This is a genomic window from Coleofasciculus sp. A1-SPW-01 (assembly GCF_040217205.1).
GTDB classification, from domain to species: domain Bacteria; phylum Cyanobacteriota; class Cyanobacteriia; order Cyanobacteriales; family Coleofasciculaceae; genus Coleofasciculus; species Coleofasciculus chthonoplastes_A.
The window spans coordinates 21,568-28,008 of sequence record NZ_JAVJNP010000175.1; the positions used below are offsets into that span (position 1 = coordinate 21,568).

Here is a 6,441-nt window from a genome sequence, read left to right on the forward strand (position 1 = left end):
AGACAAGACCAAGTTTTTTGCACTGTAGTATACAGCGACAAGATTCAAGTTACTGTCCTGCCAATATATTAACGATTTTCCCACTCTGTTCATCCCCAGTTGGGGAGAACAGGGGAGCTGAGGGAGCTGGGGAAGCTGGGGAAGCCTGTAAAGACAAAAATTAAAATTAGAGCTGATCAGAGCCGTATTGCTCCACCCCCTTACCCTATCTCCTTATCTCCTTCATCATTCAGATGGCGGCACTAGGGACTTTTTTCGTAAACATTTGTAAACTATAAATCATTGATGCTTGTATACTCGCAAACAACCATTGCCTTGCTGCATCTGAATCGGAATGCTGCGTCTTGCCACTAAGACAAGTCTGGGGTTTTCACCATTTTAGGAGTTTTTCATGAACCAACTGATCAAAATTGAGCGCTCTTTGTTGATAGGTCATATCGGGGCTATGGCATTTGGACTGGCAGGGCTACTGCTGGTGTTGCCTCACCCCGAATGGATTATGAGTTTACCGCCACAGGGACAAACCTTGTTTCAATGGTCTATGGCTGGGGGTGGAGTCGTCTACATTATTTTAGGAGCAGCAGCCGTTGCAATTTATGCCTACCGAACTCTGGGACTGTGGCAATGGTTGACGTTCATGGTTCCTGCTATTGTCATTTCCTTGACCAGTGAACTCCTGGGAACGAGTACAGGTTTCCCCTTTGGACATTATGGTTACTTAAGTGGCTTAGGCTATAAAATCGCGGGTCTTGTGCCGTTTACGATTCCCTTATCCTGGTTTTATTTAGGATTGGTGTCTTATCTATTGGCTCGTGTGGGGTTAGAGAGAAGAGTGGCGACGAATCAATCAGTTAGTTGGTGGCGTCACTTAGGTGCGATCGCGATCGGTGCTGTCTTACTCACGTCTTGGGACTTTGTACTTGATCCCGCCATGAGCCAAGCCTCTGTCCCCTTCTGGTTATGGGAGCAACCGGGTGCCTTTTTTGGGATGCCGTATCAAAATTTTGCGGGTTGGTTAGGAACAGGTGCTGTCTTTATGGCTGTCGCGGCTTTATTTTGGCAGAAAACGCCAATGGCATTGTCTAGAAGCCAATTGGGATTGCCCTTAGCCGTTTACCTGAGCAACTTTGTCTTTGCGGCTGTGATGAGTATCGGTGCTCAAATATGGGTTCCGATTGGCTTAGGGATCGTGTTAGGCGTTATTCCCGCCGTGGTATTGTGGCGGATGGCAACAGTGACACCCACATCTAACACCCTCGAACAAGGACAACGCGATCGCACTCCAGAGGCGAAAGTGCCTGTAGCGTCTATTAAGTAATTTGTCATTTGTCATTCGTCGAGAAGCAAGCTACGTAAAGTCGGGGCGGGTTTAGTTACATCTGGGTGCAACCGAAAAGATAGTAGTGAAACCCGCCTCTACACAATTTCCCCCAGCTACCCCATCTTCCCCTGCTCCCGATAACTGATAACTAATAACTCCCCATGCCCGCTTAGAATGATAATTGCCCTAATCCTATTACTGATCCAAATCCCTGCTACTTTAATCCTGCTCTCGCGCCTGCTGAAAGGTCCAGGACGTCGTCCTCCCGTAGAAGCCAAGTCCCCTACCCCCGATCAGGTGGGGGCGGTTAGTATTGTGGTTCCGACTCTCAATGAACGAGAACGCCTCAATCCTTGTCTGATGGGATTAAGTCAGCAGAGTTACGAAGTACGCGAAATTATTGTAGTGGATAGTCACTCTACCGATGGCACACGGGAGTTAGTCAAAGATGCCCAAATCAAAGATCCGCGATTCCGGCTGATGACTGATGATCCATTGCCACCGGATTGGGTGGGACGCCCTTGGGCGTTGCATCAGGGCTATTTGTACAGTTGTCCCGATAGTCAGTGGATTTTGGGCGTTGATGCGGATACCCAACCGCAACCTGGATTGGTGGCGGGGTTAATTGATATTGCTGAAACTTCAGGGTTTGACCTGGTGTCTCTGTCACCGCGATTTATTCTCAAGTATCCGGGGGAATGGTGGCTACAACCAGCGCTGCTGATGACGTTAGTCTATCGATTTGGTCCGACTGGGATTACCAGCAATCCCCCTGAAAGGGTGATGGCAAATGGGCAGTGTTTTTTGTGTCGCCGACAGGTTTTAAGCCAACTCGATGGGTATAACAGTGCCAAGGGTTCATTTTGTGATGATGTGACTCTAGCCCGGTATGCCGCTAGCCAGGGATTTAAGGTGGGATTTTTGGATGGTGCTAATGTGCTGAAAGTCCGTATGTATGAAGGCGCTTGGGCGACTTGGCAGGAGTGGGGGCGATCGCTAGATTTGAAAGATGCTTCTAGCCCAGGTCAACTCTGGAGTGATGTGTGGCTACTGCTGAGTACGCAGGCATTGCCTCTACCCGTATCTATCGCCGTTTTGGTGAGTTTGAGCCTGGGCATATCTTCACCCGTCCACCTTCCTATCCTAGGGTTAAATCTAGGGTTATTGGTAATGCGCTGGGCATTAGTGGGCGCGATCGCCCGTTCTTATGATTTCACTCCATCCTCATCCCCCGCCGCTTGGTTATTTTGGCTTTCACCTCTGGCTGATCCCTTAGCTGTGCTGCGGATTTTCTTGTCCGCTAGGCAAAGACCAAAACAGTGGCGGGGGCGGATTTATAGCGGTTAGAGAGGGGAAATGGAGGTGCAGAAGGGCAGAGGGGCAGAGAAGACAAGGCAGATGGGGATGCTTCGCTTTTGTTTCATGGGAGAAGGGGAACTGGATTCTCTTGCTCCCCTCTCCCCGGCGTGGGAGAGGGGCTGGGGGTGAGGGGTTGAGCTTAAGTTGACACGAAAGTCCCCAAACCCGCCCCTACACACTCAACATTTCCCCAATCCCTAATCACTCTTCATCACCCGACTTAACTTGGTCTACTCGTTCTAATTGCCAGAGAATCTGGTTGCCTTCACGCCGCACTCGCGAGACAATCCAGTTGCGCCAGGGCCAATGATCACCCCGACTGGTAACGGCACTGGCATTGATATCCATTAAATCAGCTAGTTCAGAACTACTAATCAAATAGCCCTCACTGGCGATTTCATCAGCAATGCGTAGGGTCTCGATTAAGTTTCCCAGTTGGGCAACTCTAATTTCGCGGGGTAACTCGTCATTGGAATTGTTTGGTGAATCCGGTATTTCTATCATGGGTGTTTCTGATGTAGGAAGGCTCGATGGTACATCTTTGTAACCTACATCAAAAGTGGTCTTTTCATCTGATACCCCTGTTACGGGTGTCTTCTGGGGTAAAGTGGGAGAGGTGGAATGATTCACTTCTTCTAGGACTTGTGTTAGCTTAGGGGATTTACCGTTGGCAAAGGCATTGGCAATTTGATCACAACGCTCGTTGCCTTGGTTGCCACTGTGTCCCCGTACATACTGCCAAGTGACTAGGGGAGAATTGACCGCATCGAGTTTTTCCCATAAATCTTGATTTAAAACGGCTTTTCCTTGAGAGGTTTTCCAGCCTTTCTTTTTCCAGCCCTTAATCCATTTGGTAATGCCGTTCTTGACGTATTCACTATCGGTATAGAGGGTAATCGGCTGAGTTTGTCCAGATCCCTGAACCAGGATCAGGGCTTCAATCGCGGCGAAGAGTTCCATACGGTTATTGGTGGTTTGTGCCGTAGCTCCCCCTATTTCATGCACAGAACCATCGGTAAAATACACAACCGTACCCCAGCCACCGGGTCCTGGATTGCCACTACAGGCTCCATCGGTATAAACACTTTTGATTTGACGAGTTACAGGCATTGTTTCGCATTATAAGTAAACTCCTAACTGGTTGTAGCAGAGTTTTTACCCATCGGCACAACAGGTGGTCAAGGGGAGCAGAGGGAGAGAAAGTGATCGAGTCCGTATGACTGTGTAGGGGCGGGTTTTACCCATAACGTTCCGGATCAAACCACTACCTGAACTAAACCCGCCCCGACTGATCCTTCGCTTCACCCAAGGACATGGTTTTGAGTTACGATCTCAAGTGACTATGATAAATAGTACAATTGTTCATCTCCCTCATCTCCCCCTTGTCTCCCTTAAATCCTGAAGCCTCGTGAGTTACGAACCCCTCCATCACAAATATCGCCCTCAGACGTTTGCCGATTTGGTTGGTCAAGAAGCGATCGCGCAAACGCTCACGAATGCTATTCGTCAAGAGAAAGTTGCCCCAGCTTATTTGTTCTGTGGTCCGAGAGGTACGGGAAAAACCTCATCAGCGCGGATTTTAGCCAAATCCCTTAACTGTCTGACTACCGATAAGCCAACGCCTCAACCTTGCGGTACTTGTGACGTTTGTCGCACGATCGCTCAAGGAACCGCCCTGGATATCACCGAAATTGACGCGGCGAGTAATACGGGTGTTGATAATATTCGGGAAATCATCGAACGCGCCCAGTTTGCCCCCGTTCAATGTCGCTACAAGGTGTATGTGGTGGATGAATGTCACATGCTCAGTAGTGCGGCGTTCAATGCATTACTCAAAACCCTAGAAGAACCCCCTAAACATGTTGTTTTTGTCTTAGCCACCACCGATCCCCAACGAGTTTTACCCACAATTATTTCTCGCTGTCAACGGTTTGATTTTCGCCGCATTCCCTTGGCGGCAATGGTCAAGCATCTTAAATACATTGCCACCAAAGAAAGTATTAATATTACAACAGAAGCGATTACCTTAGTCGCACAAGTGGCGCAAGGGGGATTACGGGATGCCGAAAGTTTGCTGGATCAACTCAGCTTGTTAGCCGGAGAAATAACGGTTGAATGTATTTGGGATTTAGTCGGGGCAGTACCGGAACGAGACTTATTAGCACTGAGCCAAGCAATCACGGATAATCATGCTCAAGCCGTTCTCGACTGTTGCCGCAATTTAATGGATCGGGGACGAGAACCCTTAGTTGTGCTGCAAAATTTAGCCGGATTTTATCGGGATTTACTAATTGCGAAAACCGCACCCAGTCGTCAAGATTTAGTCGCGGTTACACCGCCAACCTGGAAACAGTTAGGCGAGTTAGCTCAATCGATGGATACAACGGATATTTTACGGGGACAACAACATTTAAAAAGCAGTGAAGTCCAGGTAAAAAACACAACCCAACCGCGCCTCTGGTTAGAAGTGACTCTGTTAGGTTTATTACCCGACGCATTGCGCGTAGAATCGGCAAGTAATCAGACGCGATCGCAACAAGTTAATCAACCTAGAAAAACCCAGCCGCCAGAACCTCAACATCGTACTCAACTTCCCTCTCCACCCCCTGCGGCTGCACCTCAAGCGCCAACCCCTCAACCCACTGCCTCAACCCCTGAGACTCAATCACCCCCGCCAGTCCCATCCTCGCCATCCTCTGTGCCACCTGCTCATCAGGAAACCGTACCTGCCGTTCCTGTTGCAGAACAATCGGCGGATCACGAACAAATTTGGCAAAATATTCTTGACAATTTAGGACAAAATAGTGTCAAAGCATTATTAGGTCAGCATTGTAATTTATTTAGTTTTGATGGAACCGTAGCGCAGATCGGAATTACATCTAAACCATTGTTGAAACTAGCACAAGATAAACTGCCCAATATTCAAGCTGCCTTTCAAAGGGTTTATCAAAAAGACATCAAAGTCATGTTCAAAGTTCTTGGAACCACATCGGCTAAACCCGCAGCGACAAATCGGGAACCTGTTACACCATCGCCGTCTAAATCGCCGTCACCTGTAGAAGAGGAAGACGATCAGGATCATAGAAAAACTCAAAGAACTGTTATTCCCCAACCGGAACGTCAAATAGTCCAACCGACTGAAACTTTGTCTAATCAGGCGCAGGAAACTCGATCCGTTTCTCTACCTCAATCTTCGATATCAGAACCTATAGATACTGGAGACTGGGATGAGGAGAAAATTAAAGATGCTGTAACTGCCCTAGAGAAATTTTTTGGTGGTAATGTGATTAATCTAGAGGATGAATTGAATCTGCCTGCATTGGAGACGAGTTCATCCGCTGAGGAAACCAAGCCAACAATATCTTCGCTTCAATCTCAGTCGTTTAATGAGACAGATTCAATCACCATTCAAAATCAGCAAACACCAGAGACAACAACCAATAATTCGGTTCCACCATTACAGCGATCGGATATCTTGGAATACGATGAAAATGGTGATATTGCGTTTTAATTATGTTGGTAAGTTTGAGACACCATTGTAGAGACGCGCCATGGCGCGTCTCTACATAAATGATGTGTCCTAACCGCTATGGCGGTTGCTGTCATGCATTTAAATTGGGAATGGGTAGCGAGCAAGATGCTCAATGTAGCGAGCAAGATGCTCAATGTAGCGAGCAAGATGCTCAATGTAGCGAGCAAGATGCTCAATGTAGCGAGCAAGATGCTCAATGTAGCGAGCAAGATGCTCAATGTAGCGAGCA

5 protein-coding genes are annotated in these 6,441 nt (G+C 47.9%); 4 read left to right on the forward strand and 1 reads right to left on the reverse strand.

Annotated elements, in window-relative coordinates; all coding sequences use genetic code 11:
- Positions 1–391 precede the first annotated feature (391 nt).
- Positions 392–1,318, forward strand: coding sequence for a gamma-carotene 1'-hydroxylase CruF (gene cruF / locus RH949_RS26115; protein ID WP_006103577.1), 927 nt, complete (start codon positions 392–394; stop codon positions 1,316–1,318).
- Between the two features lie 177 nt (positions 1,319–1,495).
- Positions 1,496–2,668 carry a 2'-O-glycosyltransferase CruG gene (gene cruG, locus RH949_RS26120; RefSeq protein ID WP_446357233.1) on the forward strand — a complete coding sequence of 391 codons (1,173 nt, stop codon included), beginning with the start codon at positions 1,496–1,498 and terminating at the stop codon, positions 2,666–2,668.
- Positions 2,669–2,881: 213 nt separating this feature from the next.
- Here cruG and rnhA read toward each other — a convergent pair whose 3' ends face one another.
- Entirely contained in the window at positions 2,882–3,790 is a 909-nt protein-coding gene (gene rnhA, locus RH949_RS26125) for a ribonuclease HI (protein WP_446357235.1), read from the reverse strand.
- Positions 3,791–4,088: 298 nt separating this feature from the next.
- On the opposite strand from rnhA, the gene RH949_RS26130 reads away from it, so the two are divergent.
- Together RH949_RS26130 and RH949_RS26135 are read left to right on the forward strand one after the other, a co-directional pair.
- Complete coding sequence (locus RH949_RS26130) at positions 4,089–6,191, forward strand: DNA polymerase III subunit gamma/tau (RefSeq protein ID WP_446357238.1); 2,103 nt, start codon at positions 4,089–4,091, stop codon at positions 6,189–6,191.
- Between the two features lie 59 nt (positions 6,192–6,250).
- Positions 6,251–6,441 (forward strand): hypothetical protein (locus tag RH949_RS26135; RefSeq protein WP_446357240.1); only part of this gene is annotated, 191 nt, incomplete at its 3' end.